We start from the raw sequence: 22,890 nt of genomic DNA on the forward strand, positions 1-22,890 counted from the left end.
TTTGCCGCGTTCATGGCGAAAACGATCCCGGTTTTCGTCGCGCCGCGCTCTGGGTCTGGAGAGTTTCAGATGTTTACCTTTACGCTCCGGCGGCTGGCCTTTGCCGTCCCGACGCTGCTTGTCATCAGCTTCGTCATCTTCGCGCTACTCGATCTTGCGCCGAACGATCCGACCGGCGACCTGCCGCTCACCATCCCGCCGGAAGTGCGCGAACAGATCCGCGCCTCGCTCGGCCTCGATCAGCCCTTCTTCATCCGCTATCTGATGTGGCTGCAGCAATTCTTCATCAACGAACCGCTGAACCTCCTGGAAAAGCTGACCGGCTGGCAGATCGGCGATGGCAGCCGCATGCGGGTGCTCTCCTGGGCGACACGCAGCCCGGTGGTCGATCTCGTCATTCAGCGCATGCCGCAGACGCTGTGGGTGGTGGGCCTCGCCTATCTTTTCGGTGCGCTGCTGGCGATCCCGATCGGCGTCGTCTCCGCCTACAAGCAATATTCGATCTTCGACCAGATCGGCACCTTCGTTTCCATGGTCGGTTATTCGGTGCCGACCTTCTTTACCGGCGTGCTGCTGGTCGTCATCTTCAGCTCCTACCTGCAATGGTTCCCGTCGGTCTACGACACCAATCTGCAAGTCAGGGACTGGGCGAGCTTCGTGGCACAGGTGAAGCAGATGTTCCTGCCGGTGCTGGTGCTGACGCTCTATAATGTCTCGCAGATCAGCCGCTTCGTGCGCGCCTCCATGCTCGACAATCTGCATCAGGATTATGTGCGCACCGCACGCGCCAAGGGCGTGAAGGAAAAATCCGTGCTGCTCATCCACGTGCTGCGCAACAGCCTGATTCCGGTTGTGACGGTGATTGCGCTCGGTGTGCCGACCATCTTTTCGGGCGCCATCATCACCGAGCAGATATTTCGCGTGAACGGGCTTGGCCAGTTGCTGATCACCGCGGTTCAGGGCGCAGATATTCCGCTGGTGCAAACGCTGACCTTCATTTTCGCGGTGCTGATCGTGCTCTTCAACCTGATTGCCGACGTGCTGTACGGCATTCTCGACCCGAGGATCCGCTATGACTGACGCCACTATAGAAGGGCCGACGGTTGCGGCCACCCCCACACAATCCGCCCTTGCCGACATGTGGAAACAGTTCCGCGTTCACAAGGGCGGGGTGGCGGGCCTCTTCGTCTTCATCTTCATCCTGCTGGCGGTCTATGTCGGCCCCTATATCCACACCGTTGCGCCCAACGCCATCAATGTGAAGGCGCGCAACCAGTGGCCGTCGCTCGCACATCCTTTCGGCACCGATAATCTCGGCAAGGACATGCTGGCGCAGGTTCTGGCCGGCGGGCGTATCTCGCTTGCCGTCGGCATCACCGCCATGCTGCTGGCGCTATTCCTCGGCACGCTAGTGGGTGTTCTATCGGGTTACTTCCGCAGGTTGGACGGCCCCTTGATGCGGCTGACCGACCTGTTCCTGGCCCTGCCGCTTTTGCCGCTGCTGCTTGTCATCCTGATGCTGTTTCGCGATACGCTGCGCGCGGCCTTCGGGCCGGAAACAGGCATCTTCATCCTGATCGTCTTCGTGATCGGGATAACCAGCTGGATGCATACGGCCCGTATCGTGCGCGGCGATGTGCTGACGATAAAAAGCCAGGAGTTCATCATCGCGGCGAAATCGAGCGGCATGCGCGAATACCGCATCATTCTCAGGCATATATTGCCGAATGTGCTGAGTTCGATCATGGTCTCGGCCACGCTCGGCATTGCCGCCGCCATCATCACGGAATCGGCGCTGTCCTTCCTCGGCCTCGGCTTCCCCTCCGATTTCCCGACCTGGGGACGGCTGCTATTCGATGGCGCGAACTTCCTGCAATTGACGCCCTCGCGCGTGCTGTGGCCGGGCCTGGCGATTTCGCTGACTGTTCTGAGTGTCAACTATATCGGTGATGCGGTGCGCGATGCGCTCGACCCGCGCTCGCTGAAGAGCTGAGGGGAATCGTCTAACCATTACCACGTCATCCTCGGGCTTGTCCCGAGGATCTAATCACGTCGAAAAAAACGATACGTCGGCAGATCCTCGGGACAAGCCCGAGGATGACGTCGAGTGTACTGTGACCAACTAGTGATAATTCACCTGCTCCGCCTCAAGGATGCTGTCGGCATCCAGTGCCGCAATCGGAACATCTGTCCGTGCCGGAATATCGCCGGAAAGCTGAAGCGCCAGATAACGCCCGCAGCAGACCCGCAGGAACGAGGTGAAGTTGCCGAGATCGTGCCCGGCATCGATCGATTCATTATAAAGCTTGGCGATGAGCTGCACGCTGTTCATGTCGTCACGCCGCGCGATCTCGTCCAGCGTCGCCCAGAAGAAATTCTCGAGCCGCACGCTGGTGACCATGCCATCGATCCTGAGCGACCGCGTATGGCTCTCCCAAAGCGCCGGGTCTGCCTTGATGAAAAGCTTACACATGGTTTCCTCCCTCGCAACGCTTGAAAGATAGGCGGAAAACGGGACCGGAAAAAGCCCCGCCTCCCCGTTCTCATTTGCCAAGCACGGCCATGAATTGCGAAAGCCAGGCCGGATGCGCCGGCCATGCGGGCGCCGTCACCAGTTTGCCGTCGGTAACGGCCGCATCGATGGCGATATCGGCATAGGTGCCGCCCGCCAGTTCCACTTCGGGGCGGCAGGCGGGATAGGCCGAACAGGTGCGGCCCTTCAGGACGCCGGCGGCCGCGAGCAATTGCGCGCCATGGCAGACGGCGGCCACCGGCTTGTCGGCCTCGAAGAAATGTTTCACCGCCGAAAGCACATCCGCATTGAGCCGCAGATATTCCGGCGCACGGCCGCCCGGAATGACCAGCGCATCGTAATCCGCAACCTTGATATCGGCGAAGGTGGCGTTGAGCGCAAAATTATGGCCGCGTTTTTCCGAATAGGTCTGGTCGCCCTCGAAATCATGGATGGCCGTGGCGATGGTCTGGCCCGCCTTCTTGCCGGGGCAGACGGCGTGCACCGTGTGGCCGACCGCCAGCAGCGTCTGGAACGGAACCATCGTCTCATAATCCTCGGCGAAATCGCCGGCGATCATCAAAATCTTCTTCGGCATGTCTTTTCCTCCCGTTTTCGAATGCCTTTGAGCACCCTAACAGGCGGGATCGAGATGTGGGTATTATGGCAATACTACAGGACCGATAAAGCTGGGATCAGCGGACCTGCGGCGGCTGTGGCCAGCGCCGCACGCCGCCGCCCCAATTCTCGAAGGCTTTTGAAAGCTTCAGCACGAACAAATCCTCGTAACGCGGCCCGACGATCTGCAAGCCGATGGGCATGCCCGATCTGGAGAAGCCGCAATTGATCGAGGATGCCGGCTGTTCCGACATGTTCCACGGGACCGTGAAGGCGATATGTTCGAAGGGCCGTTGGGGATCGTTGGTGGGCGAGGCCCAGTCGGCCGGATAGGACACAATAGGATTGACCGGTGAAATCACCGCATCCACCTGCTGCATCAACCGCCCGCACGCCTTACGCATTTCCATGGTCTGGTTGAAACCGAAAACGGCGCGCGCGCCGGAGACATCCGCGCCCTTCTGCGCCCATTCATGAATATAGGGAAGGATAGCGGCGCGACGGTCGGCGCTCAGCGCCGCCATGTCGCCCCAGAACTTCGCCCGCCAGAAATCGTCCAGCCCGTCCAGCATCTCGCGTGTCAGCACCGGCTCGACCGGGATGACGATGGCGCCCGCCGCCTCGAACAGTTTCGCGGCGGAAAGCACGGCGTCGCGCACCTCATTTTCCAGCGGTAGGCCGCAGCCGGCATCCAGCATCAGGCCGATTTTCCGGCCCTTCACATTAATATCGAGGTTCATCCAGTCGATATCGTTGGGCGGCAGCGCCGTGCCGTCGCGCCAGTCGGGCCGCGAAAGCGTCGCCATGGCGTAGGCGGCGTCGGCAACGCTGCGGGTCATCGGCCCGGCGCAGCGGCCGGTATAAAAGGGATCGACCGGGATACGGCCCTGGCTCGGCTTGAAACCGAAGAGGCCGGTCCACCCCGCCGGCAGCCGCACCGAGCCGCCAATATCCGTGCCGATATGCAGCGTGCCGTACCCCGCAGCCCCGGCCGAGGCCGCACCGGCGCTGGAACCGCCGGGGTTCTGGGTGGGGTCCCACGGATTGCGGCTGAGCTTGTGGAAACTGGAAAGGCCGGAGGAAAGCATGCCGTAATCCGGGCAGGTCGTCTTGGCGTAAATAATCGCGCCATCCTCACGGCAGCGGGCGGCCACCGGCGCGTCCTCAACCGCCGGCACCAGTTCCACCGCTTTGGTGCCAAGCGGCACGGGATGGCCTTTCGTGGCGATCAATTCCTTGAGCGAGACCGGAATGCCATCGAGGGCCCCGAGCGTTTCGCCCTTTTGCCAGCGCTCCGTCGAGGCCAGCGCCTGCCTTCGTGCATCCTCTGGATCATAGGCGTAAAGCGCGTTCACCACCGGTTCGAAAGCATCGATACGCGCTTCCACCGCCTGCCAATATTCGGATGGCGAAAGCTTCTTATCCGAGTAAAGCGCCAGGATTTCGAGCGTGTTGAGGTCTATGAGATCGGTCATGGCATCGTCTCGTCAGAAAACAGGAAATAGGGGCGATATCGGCTTGAAACGGTCAGCTTGTATCGCGCGGGTCCAGCAGGTCGCGCAGGCCATCGCCGAGAAGATTGAGGCCGAAGACGGCGAGCGCAATCGCAAGGCCGGGCATGATGGCAAGCCAGGGTGCTGTTCCGAGATAGGTCTGGGCATCGGCCAGCATCCGCCCCCAGGTAGCGGCGGGCGGCGGCATGCCGAGACCGAGGAAAGAAAGGCCGGCTTCCGTCAATATCGCAAGACCGAGCTGGATCGTCACCTGCACGATGATCTGGTTGGAAATATTCGGCACGATATGGAAAAGCGTGATCTTGGCGCGGTTCTGGCCGATGCTGGTGGCGGCGGTGACATATTCCCGCGACCATATCTGCAACGCCGCCCCCAGCGTCAGCCGGGCAAACACAGGCACCATGAAGGTGGCGATGGCGATGATGGCGGTGAAACGGCCCGTGCCGATGAAAGCGCCGAGCATCATCGCCGACAGGATGGGCGGCACGGCGAAGATGATGTCGCAGATGCGCATGACCACGGTTTCGGTGAAACCGCGCAGCGCCGCAACCGCAACGCCGATGGTCGTGCCGATAAATGCGCCGATGGCGACGGCGGCGATGGAGGTGGACAGCGAGTTCCACGCACCGGCCATCAGCATCGACAACACGTCGCGGCCGAAATGATCCGTGCCGAGACCCCCATAAACGAAGGGCGATTTCAGCTTCTGAACGATCTGCATCTTTGTGGGGGACACCGGCGTCCAGACCAGCGACAGCAGGGCGACTGCGACCAGAAAGACCGTGACGGCGATGCCGACCGCAAAGGCGGGGCGGCGGCGGATCAATCGCATCATCGCGCACCTGCCCGCAGTCTCGGATCGATGAAGAGATAGGCGATATCGACCACGAAATTCATGACGATCACCAACGCCGAGAAGAACAGCACGACGGATTGCATGACGACGATGTCGCGCTGGGTAAGCGCCTGATAGGCAAGCCGCCCGAGGCCCGGCAGGTTGAAGACATTCTCCACCAGCACCGCGCCGGCAATGAGGAAGGTGAATTGCAGGCCGATCATGGTGACGACAGGGATCATTGCATTCGGCACCGCATGCCGCCACAGCGCCACCCGCTCGCTCAGGCCCTTGGCGCGTGCGGTGCGCACGAAATCCTCATTCATCACTTCCAGCACGGCGGAGCGGCACACGCGCGTGAGAACTCCGGCCTGCGACAGCGCCAGCGCGACCGCGGGAAGGATGAGCGCCGTCAGACCCGCTGAAAAATTCGGCGTCCAGCCGGGAAATCCGCCGGCCGGCATCCAGCCGAGCGTGGTGGAAAAGACGATGATGAGCAGCAGCCCGACCCAGAAACCGGGCACGGCAATGCCCACATGCGAAAATAGCCCGGCCGCGAAATCCAGCGCCCCGTTGCGGCTCCTCGCCGCCGCCACGCCGAGCGGAATGGCGATGGCCACCGAAAGGCAGACGGCCAGCAGCGCAAGCGGCAGGGTAACGGCCAGTCGCTCCAGGATCAGCCCCGCAACCGGCACGCCATAGGTATAGGATTGCCCGAGATCGCCATGAAACACGCCGGCCAACCAGTGGAGATAACGCAGCGGCAGCGGCTGATCGAGGCCCATCTGCTTCTGCAGCGCCGCGAGCGTATCGGGGCTCGCCGAGGTTCCGAGCATGATGGCCGCCGGATCGCCCGGCAGCAGGCCCATGACGATATAGATGATGAGGGAAACGGCAAACAGCGTGATGCCGAGGCTTAAAAGACGCCGGATGAGGACGGCTAACATCTGGCATCTTCTCCTTGCGTGGTTTTGTAGTCGGATATCGTGGAGAGATTTGCTGTCATCTCGCGCATTCCTCCCTCATCCCTGTTCCCCGGAACATGCCCGAGGATGTCACAAGGATCCAGTCGACGCGCGTCCGTGCGGCGGAAAAACTCCCCTCAGCCCAAGGACTTGGGCTGGCTGGATTCCTGTGACGAGCACAGGAGTGAGGTGGATGGGGAAACTGCGCCCTACCCCTCACAACAAACCCTATTCTTCCCAATGCACATCCGTCAGCACATTCGAGGGAATCGGCTCGTTTTCCCAAAGCCCCTTCACCTTCTTGTCCCAGACACCGAGTTTCGGCATGACGAAAAGAAAAAGAGCGGGTACATCTTCCGCGAGGATTTTCTGGGCTTCGCCATAGAGCTTCTCCTGCTCGCCGGCATCCGCCGTCTTTTCGACATTCGCCACGACCTCATTGAAGGCCGGGTTCTTGTAATTGAAGTAGTACGGGTCGCGCGCGTAGATATCGATATCCATCGGCTCCGCATGGGCAACAATGGTCATGTCGTAATCCGCGCCTTTGAGAACATCCGCAACCCATTTCGCCGGAAATTCGGTGGTCTCGATGGTCATGGTCACGCCGATTTCGGCAAACATAGCCTGCAGGATCTGCGAGGTGCGCTGGGCATAAGCCATTTGCGGCGCCTTGATGGTGAAGTTGAAGCCATCCGGATAACCGGCTTCGGCAAGCAACGCCCTGGCCTTGTCGATATCGTAGGGATGTACCCCGGTCGTATCGATATAGCCGCGATCATTCGGCGTGTAATGGCTGCCGATGGCAGTGCCGAAGCCGGACCAGGCGCCTTCGATCACAGTGCCGCGATCCACCGCCATCATCAGCGCCTGACGCACGCGCTTGTCGTCGAACGGCTTGCGGGCATTGTTCATGCCCGCCACGACCTTGAGTTCGGTATTGCCGACGAAGGTGCCAAGGCGCGCATCGCCATCGAAGGAGGTCATCAGTTCCGGTGCGCCGAATTCCGGGAAGGCATCGATATCGCCGGACTTCAGTGCCGCGGCCTGCGCCTGCGGGTCGGAAACGAAACGGAAGGTCGCTTTCTCCAGCTTCACCGCCACGGCCTTGTCCCAATAGGCGTCGTTCTTCTGCAACTCGACCTTGTCGCCCTTGGCCCAGTTCACGAATTTGAACGGGCCGGTGCCGACCGGCGTGGTGCGGTTATTCTCGGCGCTTTTCGGCGCCACCATCACGGAGGCCGGCCAGCCGAGCCAGTAGAGAAGGCTGCCGGCCGGCTGCTTCAGCTTAAGCACCAGCGTTGCGGCATCCGGCGTCTCGATACTGTCAATGGCAGCGAAGAAGCGTTTCTGCGGATTGACCGAGCTTTCGCCACGCGCCCGATCCAGTGAAAATTTCGCGACAGAGGAATCGAAAGCCTCGCCATCATGGAAGGTAACGCCCTTGCGCAGCTTGAACGTATAGGTCTTGCCATCAGGGGAAATTTCCCAGCTTTCGGCAAGCTGAGGCCTCACCTTGCCTTCGCGGTCGATCTTCACCAGACCTTCAAAGACATTCTGCCAGGTGACCTGGCCGATGGCCACGGGCGCGGCGATGGTCGGATCGAGGCCGGCCGGCTCGACGGCCATGCCAAGCGTCAGCGTGGTTTTTGGCGCGGCTTCGGCCACCGTTACCGAAAGCGGCAGCCAGAGCGCCGTGCCTAATGCGAGGGTCAGCGCGGCGCGGCGCGAAAGCGTTGCCGCCTGCGAAAGATAAGTGCGTGGCATCATTGTCCCCTGTCTGGCGGCCGGGGCATTTTTGCCCTTCCGAAGACCGCCCGTTGCAAAAAGAGTGTCATGTTGCAGGCGCACACACAATCTCGATTTTTGTGTGCTCCGTGTAGCTGAAATGGCTACACGCAAATGCGGATGGAAATCAACCTTGGTGGGCAATTCTCCATGCTGGCTAATTCCTCTCCCCGGCGGGGAGAAGAAACTACCCTGCCGTCGCCTCGCGCATGAAGCGCTCAATGAAGTCCGCAAGCTTGGAGGCGGCGAAGGACAATTGCCGGTCCGGCGCAACGCAGAGATCGATCTGGGTGTGGATACCTTTCTTGCCGGAGAGCGGAACGGCGACCATCTGTCCGCTGCGGATTTCACGCGCCACCGAAAGCGCCGGCAAAAGCGTGGCGGCGGCGTGGCCCAGCACCAGTTCCTTCAGCATTTCCAAAGAGCTGGTGATGAAGACGGGATCAAGCTCGATGCCGGCATCGGCAAACATCGTGTCGAAGGCCTGACGCGCAGCGAAACTCTTGTCCGGCAGGGCGAGCGGCAGCCCGACCAGCTCTTTGAGCGAAACTTCCGCCTGCCCGGCAAGCGCATGACCGGCGGGAAAGATCGCGTCATAGCTGATACGGGTGCGCGAGCGCACTTTCACACCGGAGACTTTCGGCGCGAACAGGCTGACGACCAGGTCCGCTTCCGCCGCCCCCAGCGCCTCCATTGCCTGGCGGGCGCTGGTAATATGCACCTCGAAACGCAGCTTCGGATATTTCAGGCTGAACTGCGCCAGCACCGGCGCCAGAAGGTTCGCCACCGTCGCACCATTGGCATAGACCGTGACCCGGCCGCGTTGCAGGCCTTTCAGATCGTCTATCAGTTGGTGCACATGGTCGAGTTCCCGCAGCGTCTTGCCGGCGCGGGCGGCGAGCAGCTCCCCCGCAGCGGTCAGCTTCACGCCACGGCTGGAACGCTCCACCAGAGGCGAGCCGAAATAATATTCGAGGTTCTCTATCTGCCGGCTCACCGCTGTCGGCGCCACATTCAGGTTTTCCGCCGCGGCGCGCATGGAATTGGTGCGGACCAGTTCGTCGAAATACATCAGTGCGCGCAATTGCATGGGGTGGGTACCTTTTTCGGGTGGGTCGGCGTTGGCGGCCAGCATACCACCGCGGCGGGGAGAGAGAATACATCGGCCGGGACGTTGACGGCGCATAAGAAGCGAGAGGTTGCAGGTCGTTTCTTCTCCCCGCCGGGGAGAAGGTGGCGCGTAGCGCCGGATGAGGGGGCGACGGCAGAGAGATGCGGAGAGCTGGCCCCCTCATCTGCCCCTTCGGGGCATCTTCTCCCCGGGCGGGGAGAAGAAAGGGAGGCAACGCCTCGCCAATCAAACGCGCTTGAAACCCTCGCTCGCCACAAGCAGCTGGCGGGTATAATCCGCGCTGAATTCCCGGCTTTCCAGCGCCTCAGCCTCCAGCATTTCCACCACCTTGCCACTTTTCATCACAGCAAGGCGATCGCACATGTGGCTGATGACGCCGAGATCGTGGCTGACCATGACGAAGGTGAGATTGCGGTCCTTGCGGGCCTGTTCCAACAGGTTAAGAATTTCCGCCTGAATGGAGGCGTCGAGCGCCGAAGTCGGCTCGTCCAAAAGCAGGATTTTCGGCTCGACGATCAGCGCACGCGCAATGGCGATGCGCTGGCGCTGGCCGCCGGAAAGCTGGTGCGAATACCGAAAGCGGAAGCCGGAACCGAGCCCCACCTCGTCCAGTGCGCGGGCAATGCGCTGTTCGCGATTGTCGAGACCGTGGATGACCAGCGGTTCGAGCAGCAGCGCATCCACCGTCTGGCGCGGGTGCAGCGAACCATAGGGGTCCTGGAATACCATCTGCACATCGCTATAAAAGCTCTTGTCGCGGTGCTTGCCGGCATAGGAGCGCCCTGCCACCATCAGCGAGCCTTCGTCGAAATGGTTTAGGCCGGCAATGGCGCGCAGCAGGGTCGACTTGCCGGAGCCGGACTCGCCGACGATGCCGAAGGATTCACCCTCGGCCACATCGATGCTGACGCTGTCGAGCGCGATGTAACCGTCGAAATCGACCACCATGTCTCTGATAGAAAGAACCGTGCTCATGCGCGCCACTCCGGCTTACGTTCCAGAACCGGCAGCGGATGCCGGTGACCGCCAATTTCCGGCAGGCAGTTCAGCAGGCCCTGCGTATAGGGATGTTTCGCTTCCTTCAGATTGGCGGAGGACAGTTCTTCCACAACCTTGCCGGCATACATGACGAGAACACGGTCGCAGAACGAAGAGACGAGGCGCAGATCGTGGCTGACGAAAATCAGTCCCATGCCGCGACCCCGCACCAGTTTGTCAAGGATATCGAGCACTTCCAGCTGCACCGTTACGTCCAGCGCCGACGTGGGTTCGTCGGCGATCAGAAGCTCCGGGCCGCAGACCAGCATCATGGCGATCATGACACGCTGGCCCATGCCGCCGGAAACCTCGTGCGGGTAAAGATCGAAGACGCGCTCGGGATCGCGTATCTGCACCGCTTCGAGCATGGCAAGCGTGCGCTGGCGCGCCTCGCTGCCGCCGATCTTTTCGTGGGTGCGCAGCGTTTCCATGATCTGGCGACCGATGGTCATGACCGGGTTCAGCGAATATTTCGGGTCTTGCAGGATCATGGCCATGCGCTTGCCGCGCATGATCCTTCGCTCTTTTGCAGAGGCCTTGAGCAGATCGATATCGCCGAAGCGAAGGGCGTCCGCCTCGATACGCGCGTTTTTCGGGGTCAAGCCCATGATGGCGCGGCCGGTCTGCGATTTGCCCGAGCCGGATTCGCCGACGATGCCGAGACGCTCGCGGCCGAGCGTGAAGGAAACCCCGCGCACAGCCTCCACCAGCCCGGTGCGGGTGGGGAAGGATACGCGCAGGTTCTCAACGGTCAGAAGCGGCGCGCTCATTGGCCCGCCTCCTTCGGATCCAGCGCATCGCGCAGGCCGTCGCCCAGAAGGTTGAAACCGAGGCTGACGATGAGGATCGCGATACCCGGCATGGCAGCAACCCACCATTGATCGAGAATGAACCGGCGGCCGGATGCGATCATCGCGCCCCATTCCGGCAACGGCGGCTGGGCACCGAGGCCAAGGAAGCCGAGACCGGCTGCGGTGAGGATGATGCCGGCCATATCCAGTGTCACGCGCACGATCAGCGACGACATGCACAGCGGCATGACATGTTTTAGCACGATACGGAACGGCGACGCGCCCATGAGTTTGACCGCCGCGATGAAATCGGAATTGCGGAAGGTCATGGTTTCGGCGCGCGCGATGCGCGCATAGGGCGGCCATGAGGTGACCGCGATGGCGAGCACCGCATTTTCAATGCCCGGCCCGAGGGCCGCGACCAGCGCCAGTGCCAGAACGAGCTTCGGGAAGGCGAGGAAAATATCGGTGATGCGCATCAGAACCGCATCCACCCACCCCCCGGCATAACCCGAAACGGTGCCGACGATCAGTCCGATAGGAGCGGCGATGATGGCAACCAAGAGCACAACGAACAGGGTCAGCCGCGAACCGTGGATGAGGCGCGAAAGAATATCACGCCCCTGATCATCGGTGCCAAGCAGATAACCGGCCGTGCCGGGTGGCAGAAGCCGGGCATTACGCAGGTCCCCCTGCACCGGGTTATGCGGGGCCAGAACATCGGCAAACAGCGCCACGAATAGCAGCGCGATGATGATGCCGAGCCCGAGCAGCGCCAGCCGGTTTTCTGAAAAGCGCCGCCAGATGACATAGGCGCGCCCAAGCCGCGCCTGCCTGCGCGAGGCCGGCCGGTCAGAGAGCAGCCATTCGCGGCTATAGGGTTTGATCGTATCGGTCGAAAGGGTCATCGGCTGCGCGTCCTTGGATCGAGCGTCCGGTAAAGCAGATCGGAGAAGAGATTGATGCCGACGAAGATGGCGCCGATCACGATCGTGCCGCCGAGAACAGCATTCATATCCGCATTCTGCAGAGAATTGGTGATGTAGAGGCCGAGCCCCGGCCAGGCGAAGATGGTTTCGGTCAGCACCGAACCTTCCAGCAGACCGGCATAGGAGAGCGCAATCACCGTCACCAGCGGAACGGCGGCATTGCGCAGCGCGTGGAACCAGATGATGCGCGTTTCCGAAAGCCCCTTGGCGCGGGCCGCGACGATATATTCCTGGGCAAGCTCGTTCAGCATGAAGGAACGCGTCATGCGGCTTATGTAGGCCAGCGAGAAATAACCGAGCAGAGAGGCCGGCAGGATGATGTGGCGGAAGAGATCCCACAACACGTCCCATTGCCGCTGCCAGATGGCGTCGATCAGGAAGAAGCCCGTGACCGGCGTGAAGGTGAATTCATAGACAATGTCCATTCGCCCGGGATAAGCCACCCATTGCAGCCGGGCGTAAAACACCAACAGCGCCAGAAGGCCAAGCCAGAAGATCGGCACGGAATAACCGATAAGGCCGATGACGCGCACCAACTGATCGGCAAAGCTGCCGCGTTTCACGGCGGCGAGAACGCCAAGCGGTATGCCGAAGACGGCGCCGATGATCGTGCCGATGGTGGCAAGCTCTATCGTCGCCGGGAACACCCGCTTGATGTCCTCCATGACAGGATTGGTGGTTAAGACAGAGGTGCCGAAATCACCGGACAACGCCTGCTTCAGATAAAGGAAGAACTGCTGCCAGAGCGGCAGGTTGAGGCCGAGCTGCTCACGCACGCGCTCGACCACATGCGCGGGAGCACGGTCGCCGACGATCGCCAGCGCGGGATCGATCGGCACCACACGGCCAATGAAAAATGTGACCGCCATCAACCCCAGGAAGGTGGTGATGACGGTGACGGCGAAGCCGAGAACGGCTTTCACGCGGGCGTTGGCACGGCGTTTGCCCTGCCTCGCCCGGCTGTTTGCTTCAACGATGCTCAAGAGCCCGATCCTTCCGGATCATTCCTTGGAGATGTTGTAGACATAGTTGGTGTCGAAGCTCGGACCGAGCTTCAGGCCTTTGAGCTTTGCGGAATAACCGGCAACTTCCGTCTGCTGGAAGATGATGACGAAGGGACCCTTCGCCAGGACTTCTTTCTGCAGGTTCTGGTAGATCGCCGCGCGTTTGGCACTGTCCTTCTCCAAAAGCGCCGATTGCGTTTCCTTGGTCAGCTCCGGAACGTCCCATGCATTACGCCAGGCAAGCGTCTTGTTCTTGCCTTCATCCGAATTGTCGTAGTTGATGGTGAAGGTTTCAGCATTCGAGTTCGGGTCGAAATAGTCCGAACCCCACTGACCGATATAGATATCATGCGTGCGGGCGCGGTATTTGGTCAGCGTCTGCTTGCCGTCGCCGGGAATGATTTCGAGCTTGATGCCGGCCTGCGCCAGCGTCTGCTGCACGCTTTCGGCAATGCCCGTCACCGGCTGGGTGTTGCGCACATCCATGGTCACGGTGAAACCATCCTTCAGGCCGGCCTTGGCGAGAAGCTCCTTTGCCTTGGCGACGTCGAGCTTGTAGGGGTTCTCGTCAAGCGCACCCAACTGCCCCTTCGGCAGGAAGGTCTGATGAATTTCGCCGATGCCCTTGATGATCGTCGCGCCGATGGCGTCGTAATCGACCAGATATTTGAAGGCTTCGATGACCTCGGGTTTCTTCAGGTTTTCGTTTTTCTGGTTGAGGCTGAAATAATAGACGGTGCCTTTGGGTGCGGAGGTGACGGCAAGCCCTTCCTTCTTGGAGACGGCTTCCATGTCGCCTGGCTCAAGGTTGCGGGCCACATCGATATCGCCGTTTTCAAGCGCCAGACGCTGGCCGGAGCTTTCCTTCATATGGCGGTAGACGACACGCTTGAGCTTCGGCTTTTCACCGTAATAATTCGGATTGGCTTCCATGATCACGGCCTCATTGGCCTTCCAGCCGAGGATCTTGTAGGGGCCGGAACCGGCATAACCGGTCTTCAGGTAGTCGTTGCCAAAATCCGTATCATATTTGTAATCGGCGCTCGGGGTTACGGATTTCGCCTTCTCCATGACCAGTTTCTTATCGACCACCGAAGCGACGGTCGCGGTCAGCACGTTCAGCACGAAGCTCGGCGCATAGGGCTTGTCGACCGTCAGAACGAAGGTATTCGCATCTGCAGCCTTCGCCTTCTCGGTGACGTTGTCACCGCTGAGGCCGAACTGCGTCAGCAGGAATGCCGGCGACTTGTCGAGCTTCACGGCGCGTTCGAAAGAGAAAGCCACATCATCGGCCGTGACCGGATTGCCGGAGGCGAATTTCAGGCCGGATTTCAGCTTGAACGTATAGGTCAGACCATCGTCGGATGTCGTCCAGCTTTCGGCCAGATCGCCGACAACCTTGGATGTGTCGTTGATATCGATGGAAACCAGCTTGCTGTAGGTATTGCCGGTGACTTCGGCGGCGGAGAGTTCGAAAGCCTCACCCGGATCGAGCGTGATGATGTCGTCGATGGCAAAACCTTCAACCAGCGTATCGGCCGGCGTGGCGGCAAAGGCATGCGGTGCAGACAGCATCATCAGCGACAAGGCGGCGCTGGTGCTGAGAATACGCATGGATTTGTTGAGCGATTTGATCATAGGATCTCCCCTTTTGTTATAAGATTGATTTGGTTCGCTTAAAACTGTTCTCAGGCCGCCTCGCGCCAGGCCTCAGACAAAACACGCAGCCAGTTTTCCCGGCATATTTTAGCAAGTTCTCCATCACCGTAGCCCGCCGATTTCAGCGCCGCAACCAGATTGTGGTTGCCGCTGGCATCCGCAATACCAACGGGTACAGTCGCGCCGTCGAAGTCCGATCCCAGCGCCACGCAGTCGATGCCCATGCGCTCCACCATGTAATCGATATGGCGCACCATGTCGGAGAGCGGCGTATCGGCAATGTCACGCCCATCGGGCCTGAGCATTGTCACGGCATAGTTGAGGCCGACCAGACCGCCGCTTTCCCTGATAGCGTCCATCTGCCTGTCGGTGAGATTGCGGGCGACGGGAGTGAGCGCATGTGCGTTGGAGTGGCTGGCGATCAAAGGCTGGTTGGTGGTCTTCGCCACATCCCAGAAGCCTTTTTCGGTGATATGCGCGAGATCGATGAGAATGCCGAGCCTGTTACATTCCTTCACCAGCGCGAAACCGGCATCGGTGAGACCGGGCGCGGTATCGGGCGACATGGGATAAGAGAAAGGAACACCGTGGCCGAATATATTGTGCCGGCTCCAGACCGGGCCGAGCGAACGCAGGCCGGCGGCGTAAAAAACCTCCAGCGCGTCGAGATCGGCCCCGATAGCCTCGCAGCCCTCCATATGCAGCACGGCAGCGAAAATATCGTCGGCAAAGGCCTTGCGGATATCAGCCGTGGAGCGACAAAGCCGCCAGGCGCCGGCGCGGTCCAGCCTCAGCGCAATCGCCGCCTTTTCCATGGCGATATCGAGTGAGGGCTGGCGCTCCAGCGGTGAAGCGAGCGGCGTGTTGTAATGGCCGCTGTCGTCCGGTTCCTGAAGAATGAGATCGCCGGAGGGAATATAGATGGCGCAGATGCCGCCGCCAAGACCGCCTGCCCTTGCACGCGGACCGTCTATATGGCCTTCGCGTGTTCCGTTCTTGAATTCGGCCACCGGATCGGCGCCGGCCTTGCTGTTGCGCCACAACCGAAGCAGCACATCATTATGACCGTCGAACACTGCATGCATGGGAAGAAATTCCAGTAACCGGCAAGAACAAAGGGAGCGGGCAGACGCCGGGATGACACCGAGCGAAAGCAAACCGACGCACCATTCGCCGACCGCTATTGTCTGTCGGCGGTAATCTTAGGCCGATCTCACAAAGCTTCGCAAGACACAAATTAGGCAGCGGTGAAATTATCACCACTTGCCTTTTGGCGGAATTTGCGTTTCGTCAGGCGCGCCAGCCGCCTTCCGCTTTGGTGAGCAGCGGCGTTGAAAAAACACCCCTCACCCGCTCCGGCCACTCCGGCCGGAAAGCGGCGATTTTTTCCCGCCAGCGATCCGATTGCAGCATGGCTGCGCCAATGACGGCAGGCCGAATGCCGGAGGCGGCGAGAAGCGAAAGACCCGATATGATGGAACTGCCGCTGGAGATCACGTCATCCACCAGCGCCACGCGCCGGTTCTCGATGAGCGGCAGCATGCGCGGATCGATATAGAGCCGTTTTTCCTGCCTTGTGGTGATGGAGGACATGGGCACCGACAGTTCCTCCAGATACCAGAATTTGCGCGAGGTGCCGAGCGGCACGTAACGGGAATGGCCAAGATGCCTGGCGACAGCGGCGGCAAGCGTCAGCCCCAGCGTCGGCAGGCCGATGACGACATCGGGCTTGAAGGGAAGAAGTTTTGCAGCCAGATCGGCCGCCAGCACCTCCAGCACCTCAAAAGAAGCCTGATTGACGATGAGCGAGGCAAGCGCATGCTCGCCATCCGCCAGCGGCCTTATCGGCAGGCAGATCTGCCGGCCGTCATCCAGCTCCGCCGGAAAGAAGGTGGAATGCGGACCGGCCGTATCGACGGTGGCGGGCGGAAGTATATCCTGCCAGAACTCATGAGGCGCGGCGGGGGATGGGACGACGGGCGATGCGGATGACGGCATCGTTCTTTTCCTTTCAGGAGCGGGGCGGCGAAAAGCGCTCACATTTTTCAGCCACGCCAACCCGGTTCTTCACATCAGGCATTTTAACAACCGCAACATGCTGCGGGTTCATTTCATTGGCTTTTTCAGCTAGAAGGAAACAAAGCAACAGGCATTCGGACGAACCCACCTATGACGCGGGTTTTTCCCATATTCAAGGACAAGCCGCCCATGAGACTGCTGGACCGCATCGGCGAGGACCTGCCATTCCTGACGGAGCTTCGCCACGACCTGCACGCGCACCCGGAACTGGGCTTCGAAGAGGAAAGAACCAGCGCCATCGTCGCCGATCTTCTCGAAAGGGCCGGGTTGAAGGTGCATCGCGGTCTTGGCGGTACCGGCGTGGTCGGCACATTGCAGGTGGGCAACGGCACCCGCAGCATCGGCCTGCGCGCCGACATGGATGCCCTTGCCATGCCGGAAGTTCCCGACCGGCCCTACAAATCGAAATTTCCCGGCAAGATGCACGCCTGCGGGCATGACGGCCACACCGCCATGCTGCTGGGTGCGGCGCGTTACCTCGCAAAGACCCGTGATTTTTCCGGCGCCGTGCATTTCATTTTCCAGCCCGCCGAAGAAGGCCGCGGCGGCGCGAAGAAGATGGTGGAGGACGGGCTTTTCACCCTGTTTCCCTGCGATGCGGTCTATGGCCTGCACAACATGCCGGGGCTGGGCGTTGACGAAATGGCCGTGGTGGAAGGCCCGCAGCTCGCCTCTTCCGATAGCTGGCGCGTCACCTTCAAGGGCATCGGCACCCACGGCGCCAAGCCGCATCTCGGCCGCGACCCGGTAACGGCGGCCGGCGCCTTCCTCGCCTCGCTGCAAACCATCGTCGGCCGCGTCGTCGATCCGCTGCAGCCGGCCGTCGTCAGCGCCTGTTCGGTGCAGGCGGGTGACCCGAAGGCGCTCAACGTCATTCCCGATCTCGTCGAAATCGGCGGCACCGCGCGTGCTTATGCGGCTGATGTGCGCGACCAGCTCGAAGCGGAAATCGGCCGGCTGGCAAAGGGCACGGCGGCAATGTTCGGCATCGAGGCGCATTACGAATTCATCCGCCGTATTCCACCCGTCATCAACGAGGCGGACGCGACGAAACGGGCGCTGCGCGCCGCAAAAACCGTCTTCGGCAACAAGACCCGCACCGCCTTCCCGCCTTCGACCGCCGGCGACGACTTCGCCTTTTTCGCGGGCGAAGCCCCTGGCTGCTACGTCTGGCTCGGCAATGGCCCGGCCGTGGACGGCGCGCTGCACCACAACACTTCCTACGACTTCAACGATGCGGCAATCGTGCCGGGCGTGGCGTTCTGGGCGACGCTGGTGGAGCAGGAACTGGCGGCGGAGTGAATAACACCGTTCCGGTCCAAACCCGGAACGGTTTGAGATGTGAGGTCTCCACACGACAAGCCTTCCCCTCACGCGCTGGGCAGCAGCAACGCCCTGTCATCGCTTATATTCAGGTGAATATACACGTGTGCGCAGTAGACTCATCGAGGCTTTCAGTATATATTCAAAAATAATCGCATTTATTACTTTACTTCCGCTCAACAATTTTTAAGCAGGCAAGCATCATGGTGAGACTTGTTGTGCCACAAAGTGCGATAACGGGGCGGCTTGCCTCGGCCAAATCGTTGAAAAACCTGCCACCTGACGATTATCGCGACCGTCTTATCAAATATATCCCGGCGGAATCGGTCGCCCTTTATGTCGCAGTCGATAAAATGGTCAATTCCCATTATGGGCTGAGCTTGCTGACGGCGGATAGTGTCGTTCCCATGCAGGCCGTGATTGTCAGCTGGCTCATTCTGGGCCTCGGCATCATCGGCACACCGATCTATCTTCACCGCCGCAAACTGCCGGGCCAGCCTTGGCTTTTGAACGCCAGCATCTCCACCATCGCCTTCGTGCTCTGGGCCTATACGCTGAGCGGTTCGGTGTTTCTCGTGCACGGCTGGTACAGCGTTTTCGCGGCCGGGCTGCTAGCGCCGATCTTCACCTTCGTTGCCGGATTTTTCGAGCCCAGACCGGAGTAAGTGGACATGCCAACCTATGAGGATTTACGCGCCTATTTCGACGCTTCTGAAGCCATGACGCAATTGGCGCGCGAAGCCTCGGAAATACCGATCGTGCACGGCTTCACCCTCGCCATTGATCCACTGTGGATGCTGCTTTACGACATGGAAGACGGTGTAGTGCCGCAAAGCGAACGCTACCTGTACGATTATTTTCTTGAGCACAGCGCCTGGCACGAGTGGTGGAGACTGCCTGCCAATTTCCCGGACTCGGCGATCCACCCCCCGTATCAGGGATACAGGCGTCGCGACCTCAAGCGCAAGATTTCGCGATGGAACAAGATACCGAGTTCCGTAAGAAGCGGCCCGGTCATAATGACTATTGTTTATGGCCCGTTGAAAACACCGATAAAAGGCGCCTTGGATCCAGGAGAGGATGGCGGCGATATCGTTTCACTTCGCCAATTGACAGCTCTCATCGACAAAAGCCACGCTCCTGCCCGAATAGAAGAACGTCCAAGGGCTAGGCTGGCCTTTGCCGCAGGCGACGAAATAACCACCAGCGCAGGCGTATCCGGCACCTATGGCGGGACGCTGACGGACCCATACAACAACGAATACGGCATGACCTGCGCTCACGTCGCAACCACCGGCGACTATATTTTCGATGCAATGGGTTACCAGATCGGCACAGTCAAACATCATACACAGCTTTGCGTATTGCCGGCACAGACAGTCTGCGATCCGGTTATATTGCCGATGCCTAAACCCTATCCCGGCAATAGCGGTTCGGTGAATATGTTCGATTTTTCACTGATCGAGCTAACCGCAACCCCGTTAACATCTTCTTTGGGCGGCGTTGCCGCCAAACTGACACCGGGGCAGAATGTTACGCTCAGGGGCAAAAGCGGCACCTATAAATGCAAACTCGGTTCGCTGGCCATCAGCTATGCCTTTACGGACGGGCATTCAACCTATTGTTTTCGCGACCAGATCGAACTCAAGCCGCAGCCGGTCATCCCGATCGGCGGCGCCCTCGGACATCTGGTTACCCCCATGCCAACGCAGGGTGATTCCGGCGGCTGGGTCCTGACGGACGATACAACGCCCCTCTGGGCCGGCGTGTTTTTCGGCGAGGATGGCAGTCGGGGTTATTGCTCACGCGCCAGCTGGGCGCATGACTGGGCCGAAAACGAGGTAGGCAACAAGCTCTCGGTATAGACCACCCAGACCTATACCTGTCTTCATTGACGGAGATAAAAGAAAAGCACGCCGAAAATACCCGGTGTTCACTCCACCACCGCAATCACCGGACTCTCCATCACCCTGCCCGTCAACACATCGGCAATGCCCATATCCGTCTGGTGCGGGCCGATATTGCAGGCGAGCGTGGCGCCGAAGCAGGCCTTGAAGACAAGATAGGGTGGCTGCCATTCCACGACCCTGCCGACGGCTTCGCGCAATAGTTCGAAAGCCTTTGCCACGTCTTCAAGCGGGGCGTCGGAAACGAGGCCTGAAAGCGGCAACGGGAGAACTGCGGTGACCTTGCCTTCGGAAGCGACAGCCATGCCGCCGCCTGCCGTTATCACCGCATTGGCGGCGAGCGCCATGTCATCGGCATTGCCGCCGAAAACGGTGAGGTTGTGGCTGTCATGCGAGACGGTGGTGGCGAAGGCACCGTTCCAGTTTCCCCAGCCGGTGAGGAAGCCGGTTCTGGTGATCGGCTCGGCCATGCCGTGGCGATGGGTGACGGAAATCATCGTCGCGCCTTCGGGCGGAACGATGAAACCGTCCTTCACTTCGGCATCCGCCTCGCCCCACTGCGTAAAGCGCGGGCGGTCGATGGTGGCGAGGCGCACCTTTGCCCCTTCCGAGGCGACCCGGAAATCATCGGCCTTGCGCAGCAGCAGCTTCATCGAACCTTTGAGGGCTGTCGCATCGCAGGCCTGGACATCGGCGAGCATGTGGCCACCTGCCGCAACTGCTTGGCCATTGGCGAGAATATGACGGGCTGAAAAGCCGCTCAAATCCTCAAAGACGGCGATATCGGCACGGCGACCGGCGGCGATGAGGCCGAGATCGGGGCGGCCGAGCCGTTGGGCGGCATTGAGGCTGGCGGCACGCAGCGCCCATTCGGGCCTCAGCCCGTAACCGACAAGGCGGCGCACCACATCATCAAGCCCGCCGCCCTTCAGCAGATCGTCAGGGAAAACATCGTCGGTGCAGAGCGTCACCGTCTGCGGAAGATGGCCGAGCGCATTCAACGCTTCCACGAATTCCGGAAGCAGGTGATCGTGCGAGCCACGCAGCTCGATGGTCAGCCCTGCCCGCAGCTTCGCCAGAAGGTCTTCAGCGGAGACAAGCTCGTGATCGGAGGAGACGCCCGCCGCCATGAAGGCGTTGAGATCCGCATCTTTCAGGCCACGCGCATGGCCGCAGAGCAGCTTTTGCGAGACAAGCCCGGCCTGCACGATGCCGCTCATGCGCGGATCGCGCTCGATGACACCGCGCATGTTCATGATTTCCGCGACACCGCCGACCTGCGGCCATGTCAGGATATCGGCAAGAATGGCAGCATCGAAATCCGCCCCGCTACATTCCAGACCGGGCGCAGACGGCACTGAAGACGGGGCAAGCAGAATGGCGCGCAGCGGCAGGTTCTCGATTGATTTCACCGCCCAGCGCACGCCATCGACACCATGCACATTGCCAAATTCATGTGGGTCCCAGACGATGGTGGTAACGCCGCGGGCGACAACCGCCGCCGCATAGGCGGTCGGCGTGATCATCGAGCTTTCGATGTGCATATGTGTGTCGATGAGGCCGGGCGAGACATAGGCGCCTGCCGCATCGATGATCCGTGCGGCGTCGCTTCGGCTTGCCCGCTCGTGCACGCTGGCAATCAGCGGGCCGACGATGCCGATATCGGCGGCGCGAAGCTCTCCCGTCACCACATCCACCAGAGTTCCACCGGTGACGAGAATGTCGAAAGGCGCATCACCGCGTGCGGCGGCGACCGCACGGGCGCGCAGCGTGTCGTCGTTGAGATCGGCAGGCTCGGTTGTCAAAGAGTTCGCACTCATCGGGCGGCCTCCCGGCGCAGCGCCTCGAGAACCGCCGTCTTCGTACCTTCGGCATCCACCGTCTCGGCGAAATGCGCGTTGAAGGCCTGAGCTTTCTGAGCGCGCGTCTCGACCACGGTTCGCCCGCGCGTCAGCGTCGCCTGAAGCTCGACATCAATCCGCGCATGACGCCAACCGATGAGACCGGAGGTAAAGCCGACGGCGGCCACGGGATCGTAAAGCGCCATGGCGGCTCTGCCACGGCTGGCGGCGATGCCGATGAAACCTTCCAGCAAATCGGCGATCAGCCCGGCATTCTTGCCGCCGGCGTTACGGATCGGCGCTACATCGGCCGCTCCCGCGGTGACTTTGCGACAGGCGTCCAGATCGACCATGCGCAACGGCAGGCCGTGCGAAAGAACGATGGCCAGCGCTTCCGGATCGGCAAAGGCGTTGAATTCGGCCGAGGCCGTGTGGTTGCCGCTCGTCACGCCGCCGCCCATCCAGGTGAGTTCGGAAATTCTGGCGGCAAGATCCGGCCGGGCAAGGCACAGGGCGGCGATATTGGTGAGCGGGCCAAGCGCGAGAATACGCTTCTCGCCTGTCCCCTCCAGCCAGCCGCAGAGCGCTGCAAAGGCATCGCTTTTCGGCAGAGCCGGCGCCTCCGGCAGGCTTTGCCCGACGGTCGGAATGCCGCTTTCGCCCAGGATCGATTGCGCTGTTTCCAGCGCACCCAGAACCGGCATGGCGCGGCCCTGATGGATCGGCATCGACCAGCCGAAGGCCGCAACCGCACCCGCGGCATTGCCGGAGACCGCTTCCAGCGTGGCATTGCCGAAGACCAGCGAGATGCCGTCGATGGCAAGACCTGCCGACTGCACCACCATGATGGCAGCGATGTCGTCAAAGCCCATATCGGTATCGATCCACACACCCATGG

At 60.8% G+C, this 22,890-nt stretch carries 21 protein-coding genes; 5 read left to right on the forward strand and 16 right to left on the reverse strand.

Annotated elements, in window-relative coordinates; genetic code table 11:
• Nucleotides 1-69: 69 nt before the first annotated feature.
• Both ACQZ48_RS15180 and ACQZ48_RS15185 read left to right on the forward strand, forming a co-directional pair.
• Nucleotides 70-1,080, forward strand: coding sequence for an ABC transporter permease (locus ACQZ48_RS15180; protein ID WP_077984077.1), 1,011 nt, complete (start codon nt 70-72; stop codon nt 1,078-1,080).
• Nucleotides 1,073-1,993, forward strand: a complete 921-nt coding sequence (locus tag ACQZ48_RS15185; protein WP_077984078.1) for an ABC transporter permease — start codon at nt 1,073-1,075, stop codon at nt 1,991-1,993. Before ACQZ48_RS15180 ends, ACQZ48_RS15185 begins: the two co-directional genes overlap by 8 nt.
• Nucleotides 1,994-2,122: 129 nt before the next feature.
• Here ACQZ48_RS15185 and ACQZ48_RS15190 read toward each other — a convergent pair whose 3' ends face one another.
• From ACQZ48_RS15190 to ACQZ48_RS15255, 14 genes are all read right to left on the reverse strand, one after another.
• The gene (locus ACQZ48_RS15190; protein WP_077984142.1) at nt 2,123-2,473 is read right to left on the reverse strand and encodes a ribbon-helix-helix domain-containing protein; all 351 of its coding nucleotides are present in this window, start codon (nt 2,471-2,473) and stop codon (nt 2,123-2,125) included.
• A 70-nt stretch (nt 2,474-2,543) separates the two neighbouring features.
• Entirely contained in the window at nt 2,544-3,110 is a 567-nt protein-coding gene (locus tag ACQZ48_RS15195; protein ID WP_003523156.1) for a DJ-1/PfpI family protein, read from the reverse strand.
• 97 nt (nt 3,111-3,207) lie between these two features.
• Entirely contained in the window at nt 3,208-4,605 is a 1,398-nt protein-coding gene (locus ACQZ48_RS15200; RefSeq protein WP_142913173.1) for an amidase, read from the reverse strand.
• A 52-nt stretch (nt 4,606-4,657) separates the two neighbouring features.
• Nucleotides 4,658-5,479, reverse strand: a complete 822-nt coding sequence (locus ACQZ48_RS15205; RefSeq protein WP_003499034.1) for an ABC transporter permease — start codon at nt 5,477-5,479, stop codon at nt 4,658-4,660.
• Nucleotides 5,476-6,426, reverse strand: coding sequence for an ABC transporter permease (locus tag ACQZ48_RS15210; RefSeq protein WP_443387855.1), 951 nt, complete (start codon nt 6,424-6,426; stop codon nt 5,476-5,478). The genes ACQZ48_RS15205 and ACQZ48_RS15210 overlap by 4 nt, the downstream gene beginning before the upstream one ends.
• A gap of 246 nt (nt 6,427-6,672) precedes the next feature.
• Entirely contained in the window at nt 6,673-8,208 is a 1,536-nt protein-coding gene (locus ACQZ48_RS15215; RefSeq protein ID WP_448728962.1) for an ABC transporter substrate-binding protein, read from the reverse strand.
• A gap of 208 nt (nt 8,209-8,416) precedes the next feature.
• Nucleotides 8,417-9,319, reverse strand: coding sequence for a LysR family transcriptional regulator (locus tag ACQZ48_RS15220; RefSeq protein ID WP_077984146.1), 903 nt, complete (start codon nt 9,317-9,319; stop codon nt 8,417-8,419).
• 267 nt (nt 9,320-9,586) lie between these two features.
• Complete coding sequence (locus ACQZ48_RS15225) at nt 9,587-10,336, reverse strand: ABC transporter ATP-binding protein (protein WP_077984147.1); 750 nt, start codon at nt 10,334-10,336, stop codon at nt 9,587-9,589.
• Nucleotides 10,333-11,169, reverse strand: coding sequence for an ABC transporter ATP-binding protein (locus ACQZ48_RS15230; RefSeq protein ID WP_448728963.1), 837 nt, complete (start codon nt 11,167-11,169; stop codon nt 10,333-10,335). The genes ACQZ48_RS15225 and ACQZ48_RS15230 overlap by 4 nt, the downstream gene beginning before the upstream one ends.
• Nucleotides 11,166-12,098 carry an ABC transporter permease gene (locus ACQZ48_RS15235; RefSeq protein ID WP_142913180.1) on the reverse strand — a complete coding sequence of 311 codons (933 nt, stop codon included), beginning with the start codon at nt 12,096-12,098 and terminating at the stop codon, nt 11,166-11,168. Before ACQZ48_RS15235 ends, ACQZ48_RS15230 begins: the two co-directional genes overlap by 4 nt.
• Nucleotides 12,095-13,162: an ABC transporter permease gene (locus ACQZ48_RS15240; protein ID WP_448728964.1), complete on the reverse strand. Its 1,068-nt coding sequence runs from the start codon at nt 13,160-13,162 to the stop codon at nt 12,095-12,097. The genes ACQZ48_RS15235 and ACQZ48_RS15240 overlap by 4 nt, the downstream gene beginning before the upstream one ends.
• An 18-nt stretch (nt 13,163-13,180) precedes the next feature.
• Nucleotides 13,181-14,821: an ABC transporter substrate-binding protein gene (locus tag ACQZ48_RS15245; protein ID WP_077984084.1), complete on the reverse strand. Its 1,641-nt coding sequence runs from the start codon at nt 14,819-14,821 to the stop codon at nt 13,181-13,183.
• 50 nt (nt 14,822-14,871) lie between these two features.
• On the reverse strand, nt 14,872-15,927 hold the full coding sequence (locus tag ACQZ48_RS15250) for a dipeptidase (protein WP_077984085.1): 1,056 nt from the start codon (nt 15,925-15,927) through the stop codon (nt 14,872-14,874).
• A 205-nt stretch (nt 15,928-16,132) separates the two neighbouring features.
• The gene (locus ACQZ48_RS15255) at nt 16,133-16,840 is read right to left on the reverse strand and encodes a phosphoribosyltransferase (RefSeq protein ID WP_448728965.1); all 708 of its coding nucleotides are present in this window, start codon (nt 16,838-16,840) and stop codon (nt 16,133-16,135) included.
• A 210-nt stretch (nt 16,841-17,050) separates the two neighbouring features.
• On the opposite strand from ACQZ48_RS15255, the gene ACQZ48_RS15260 reads away from it, so the two are divergent.
• The 3 genes from ACQZ48_RS15260 to ACQZ48_RS15270 all read left to right on the forward strand — a co-directional run bounded on the left by ACQZ48_RS15260 (nt 17,051) and on the right by ACQZ48_RS15270 (nt 20,109).
• Complete coding sequence (locus ACQZ48_RS15260) at nt 17,051-18,223, forward strand: M20 aminoacylase family protein (RefSeq protein WP_162520523.1); 1,173 nt, start codon at nt 17,051-17,053, stop codon at nt 18,221-18,223.
• Nucleotides 18,224-18,447: 224 nt separating this feature from the next.
• On the forward strand, nt 18,448-18,909 hold the full coding sequence (locus ACQZ48_RS15265) for a hypothetical protein (protein WP_443387867.1): 462 nt from the start codon (nt 18,448-18,450) through the stop codon (nt 18,907-18,909).
• 6 nt (nt 18,910-18,915) lie between these two features.
• The gene (locus tag ACQZ48_RS15270; RefSeq protein ID WP_448728966.1) at nt 18,916-20,109 is read left to right on the forward strand and encodes a hypothetical protein; all 1,194 of its coding nucleotides are present in this window, start codon (nt 18,916-18,918) and stop codon (nt 20,107-20,109) included.
• A 68-nt stretch (nt 20,110-20,177) separates the two neighbouring features.
• On the opposite strand, the gene ACQZ48_RS15275 is transcribed toward ACQZ48_RS15270, so the two are convergent.
• Together ACQZ48_RS15275 and ACQZ48_RS15280 are read right to left on the reverse strand one after the other, a co-directional pair.
• Nucleotides 20,178-21,971, reverse strand: a complete 1,794-nt coding sequence (locus ACQZ48_RS15275; protein ID WP_448728967.1) for an adenine deaminase — start codon at nt 21,969-21,971, stop codon at nt 20,178-20,180.
• Entirely contained in the window at nt 21,968-22,888 is a 921-nt protein-coding gene (locus tag ACQZ48_RS15280; protein WP_269827373.1) for a nucleoside hydrolase, read from the reverse strand. Before ACQZ48_RS15280 ends, ACQZ48_RS15275 begins: the two co-directional genes overlap by 4 nt.
• Nucleotides 22,889-22,890: the final 2 nt, after the last annotated feature.

The sequence above is a fragment of the Agrobacterium sp. 22-209-1 genome (genome assembly GCF_053522485.1).

What these genes read in the sequence shown, in the direction of transcription:
- ACQZ48_RS15180 (WP_077984077.1), top strand. Translation starts at nt 70, where the DNA reads ATGTTTACCTTTACGCTCCGGCGGCTGGCCTTTGCCGTCCCGACGCTG.
- ACQZ48_RS15185 (WP_077984078.1), top strand. Translation starts at nt 1,073, where the DNA reads ATGACTGACGCCACTATAGAAGGGCCGACGGTTGCGGCCACCCCCACA.
- ACQZ48_RS15190 (WP_077984142.1), bottom strand. Translation starts at nt 2,473, where the DNA reads ATGTGTAAGCTTTTCATCAAGGCAGACCCGGCGCTTTGGGAGAGCCAT.
- ACQZ48_RS15195 (WP_003523156.1), bottom strand. Translation starts at nt 3,110, where the DNA reads ATGCCGAAGAAGATTTTGATGATCGCCGGCGATTTCGCCGAGGATTAT.
- ACQZ48_RS15200 (WP_142913173.1), bottom strand. Translation starts at nt 4,605, where the DNA reads ATGACCGATCTCATAGACCTCAACACGCTCGAAATCCTGGCGCTTTAC.
- ACQZ48_RS15205 (WP_003499034.1), bottom strand. Translation starts at nt 5,479, where the DNA reads ATGATGCGATTGATCCGCCGCCGCCCCGCCTTTGCGGTCGGCATCGCC.
- ACQZ48_RS15210 (WP_443387855.1), bottom strand. Translation starts at nt 6,426, where the DNA reads ATGTTAGCCGTCCTCATCCGGCGTCTTTTAAGCCTCGGCATCACGCTG.
- ACQZ48_RS15215 (WP_448728962.1), bottom strand. Translation starts at nt 8,208, where the DNA reads ATGCCACGCACTTATCTTTCGCAGGCGGCAACGCTTTCGCGCCGCGCC.
- ACQZ48_RS15220 (WP_077984146.1), bottom strand. Translation starts at nt 9,319, where the DNA reads ATGCAATTGCGCGCACTGATGTATTTCGACGAACTGGTCCGCACCAAT.
- ACQZ48_RS15225 (WP_077984147.1), bottom strand. Translation starts at nt 10,336, where the DNA reads ATGAGCACGGTTCTTTCTATCAGAGACATGGTGGTCGATTTCGACGGT.
- ACQZ48_RS15230 (WP_448728963.1), bottom strand. Translation starts at nt 11,169, where the DNA reads ATGAGCGCGCCGCTTCTGACCGTTGAGAACCTGCGCGTATCCTTCCCC.
- ACQZ48_RS15235 (WP_142913180.1), bottom strand. Translation starts at nt 12,098, where the DNA reads ATGACCCTTTCGACCGATACGATCAAACCCTATAGCCGCGAATGGCTG.
- ACQZ48_RS15245 (WP_077984084.1), bottom strand. Translation starts at nt 14,821, where the DNA reads ATGATCAAATCGCTCAACAAATCCATGCGTATTCTCAGCACCAGCGCC.
- ACQZ48_RS15250 (WP_077984085.1), bottom strand. Translation starts at nt 15,927, where the DNA reads ATGCATGCAGTGTTCGACGGTCATAATGATGTGCTGCTTCGGTTGTGG.
- ACQZ48_RS15255 (WP_448728965.1), bottom strand. Translation starts at nt 16,840, where the DNA reads ATGCCGTCATCCGCATCGCCCGTCGTCCCATCCCCCGCCGCGCCTCAT.
- ACQZ48_RS15260 (WP_162520523.1), top strand. Translation starts at nt 17,051, where the DNA reads ATGAGACTGCTGGACCGCATCGGCGAGGACCTGCCATTCCTGACGGAG.
- ACQZ48_RS15265 (WP_443387867.1), top strand. Translation starts at nt 18,448, where the DNA reads ATGGTGAGACTTGTTGTGCCACAAAGTGCGATAACGGGGCGGCTTGCC.
- ACQZ48_RS15270 (WP_448728966.1), top strand. Translation starts at nt 18,916, where the DNA reads ATGCCAACCTATGAGGATTTACGCGCCTATTTCGACGCTTCTGAAGCC.
- ACQZ48_RS15275 (WP_448728967.1), bottom strand. Translation starts at nt 21,971, where the DNA reads ATGAGTGCGAACTCTTTGACAACCGAGCCTGCCGATCTCAACGACGAC.
- ACQZ48_RS15280 (WP_269827373.1), bottom strand. Translation starts at nt 22,888, where the DNA reads ATGGGTGTGTGGATCGATACCGATATGGGCTTTGACGACATCGCTGCC.